Annotated in this window: 1 rRNA gene; it reads right to left on the bottom strand. The window is 49.6% G+C overall.

From position 1 onward, the window contains the following. Window positions 1-35: 35 nt before the first annotated feature. Window positions 36-2,922, bottom strand: a 23S ribosomal RNA gene (locus QL986_RS18755). Window positions 2,923-3,002: the final 80 nt, after the last annotated feature.

The following is a 3,002-nucleotide window of genomic DNA, read 5'->3' on the forward strand; positions in this document are numbered from 1 at the left end:
GCTTAAACTATCACATAAAACGCGTTTGGCGTTGTATGGTTAAGCCTCACGGGTAATTAGTACAAGTTAGCTTAATGGCTCACACCACTTCCACATCTTGCCTATCAACGTTGTAGTCTTCAACGGCCCTTCAGAGACTTTAAAAGTCTAGTGAGAACTCATCTCGAGGCCTGCTTCGCGCTTAGATGCTTTCAGCGCTTATCAGTTCCGAACGTAGCTACCGGGCAATGCCATTGGCATGACAACCCGAACACCAGCGGTTCGTTCACTCCGGTCCTCTCGTACTAGGAGCAACCCCTCTCAATTCTCAAACGCCCACGGCAGATAGGGACCGAACTGTCTCACGACGTTCTAAACCCAGCTCGCGTACCACTTTAAATGGCGAACAGCCATACCCTTGGGACCGACTTCAGCCCCAGGATGTGATGAGCCGACATCGAGGTGCCAAACACCGCCGTCGATATGAACTCTTGGGCGGTATCAGCCTGTTATCCCCGGAGTACCTTTTATCCGTTGAGCGATGGCCCTTCCATTCAGAACCACCGGATCACTATGACCTACTTTCGTACCTGCTCGACGTGTCTGTCTCGCAGTTAAGCTGGCTTCTACCATTACACTAACCGTACGATGTCCGACCGTACTTAGCCAACCTTCGTGCTCCTCCGTTACTCTTTGGGAGGAGACCGCCCCAGTCAAACTACCCACCAGGCACTGTCCGTAACCCCGATTCAGGGGCCAACGTTAGAACATCAAAACTACAAGGGTGGTATTTCAAGGACGACTCCACAAAAACTAGCGTCTCTGCTTCTAAGTCTCCCACCTATCCTACACATGTAGGTTCAATGTTCAGTGCCAAGCTGTAGTAAAGGTTCACGGGGTCTTTCCGTCTAGCCGCGGGTACACAGCATCTTCACTGCGATTTCAATTTCACTGAGTCTCGGGTGGAGACAGCGTGGCCATGGTTACACCATTCGTGCAGGTCGGAACTTACCCGACAAGGAATTTCGCTACCTTAGGACCGTTATAGTTACGGCCGCCGTTTACCGGGGCTTCGATCAAGAGCTTCTCCGAAGATAACCCCATCAATTAACCTTCCGGCACCGGGCAGGTGTCACACCGTATACGTCATCTTGCGATTTTGCACAGTGCTGTGTTTTTAATAAACAGTCCCAGCCACCTGGTCACTGCGGCTCCAATCAGCTTAGAGAGCAAGTCTCATCACCAATCGGAGCGTACCTTCTCCCGAAGTTACGGTACGATTTTGCCTAGTTCCTTCACCCGAGTTCTCTCAAGCGCCTTAGTATTCTCTACCTGACCACCTGTGTCGGTTTGGGGTACGATTCGGTATAATCTGAAGCTTAGAGGCTTTTCCTGGAAGTATGGCATCAGCAACTTCATCACCTTGGTGACTCGTCTCGTGTCTCAGCCTAACAGCAACCCGGATTTACCTAAGTCACTAGCCTACACACTTTCACATGGACTACCATCGCCATGCTTGCTTAGCCTGCTCCGTCCCCCCATCGCAATTATACCAAGTACGGAAATATTAATCCGTTTCCCATCGACTACGCCTTTCGGCCTCGCCTTAGGGGTCGACTTACCCTACCCTGATTAACATGGGATAGGAACCCTTGGTCTTCCGGCGTGCGGGTTTTTCACCCGCATTATCGTTACTCATGTCAGCATTCGCACTTCTGATACGTCCAGCATACCTCCCGGTACACCTTCAACCGCTTACAGAACGCTCCCCTACCACTCAGAATAAATTCTGAATCCGCAGCTTCGGTGCATAGTTTAGCCCCGTTACATCTTCCGCGCAGACCGACTCGACCAGTGAGCTATTACGCTTTCTTTAAAGGATGGCTGCTTCTAAGCCAACCTCCTGGCTGTCTGGGCCTTTCCACATCGTTTCCCACTTAACTATGACTTTGGGACCTTAGCTGGCGGTCTGGGTTGTTTCCCTCTTCACGACGGACGTTAGCACCCGCCGTGTGTCTCCCGGATATTACTTTACGGTATTCGGAGTTTGCAAAGGGTTGGTAAGTCGGGATGACCCCCTAGCCTTAACAGTGCTCTACCCCCGTAAGTATTCGTCCGAGGCTCTACCTAAATAGATTTCGGGGAGAACCAGCTATCTCCCGGTTTGATTAGCCTTTCACTCCTAACCACAGGTCATCCCCTAACTTTTCAACGTTAGTGGGTTCGGTCCTCCAGTTGATGTTACTCAACCTTCAACCTGCCCATGGCTAGATCACCGGGTTTCGGGTCTATACCTTGCAACTATTCGCCCAGTTAAGACTCGGTTTCCCTACGGCTACCCTAATCGGTTAACCTCGCTACAAAATATAAGTCGCTGACCCATTATACAAAAGGTACGCAGTCACCCAACAAGTGGGCTCCTACTGCTTGTACGTACACGGTTTCAGGTTCTATTTCACTCCCCTCACAGGGGTTCTTTTCGCCTTTCCCTCACGGTACTGGTTCACTATCGGTCAGTTGGGAGTATTTAGCCTTAGATGATGGTCCACCTATATTCAGTCAAAGTTTCACGTGCTCCGACCTACTCGATTTCACTTAAAATGCATTTTCATGTACGGGACTATCACCCTGTATCGTGGCACTTTCCAGAGCCTTCCATTAACACATAATAAGCTTAAGGGCTGTTCCGATTTCGCTCGCCGCTACTATCGGAATCTCGGTTGATTTCTTTTCCTACGGGTACTTAGATGTTTCAGTTCTCCGCGTTCGCCTCGTTAACCTATGTATTCAGTTAACGATACCTGCAAGCAGGTGGGTTTCCCCATTCGGAAATCCTAGTCTCAAGTGCTTTTTACTAGCTTGACTAGGCTTATCGCAAGTTAATACGTCCTTCATCGCCTCCAACTGCCAAGGCATCCACCGTGTACGCTTAGTCACTTAACCATACAACCCAAACGGGTCTTTGTTTTGTGACAGTTTAACTTCGCCAGAAGTTAATATTGAATACTAAAGTAGATACCAAT

Origin of the sequence: Pseudoalteromonas sp. APC 3250, from assembly GCF_030407915.1 — a bacterium.
In the GTDB taxonomy this organism is placed as follows: Bacteria; Pseudomonadota; Gammaproteobacteria; order Enterobacterales; family Alteromonadaceae; genus Pseudoalteromonas; species Pseudoalteromonas tetraodonis.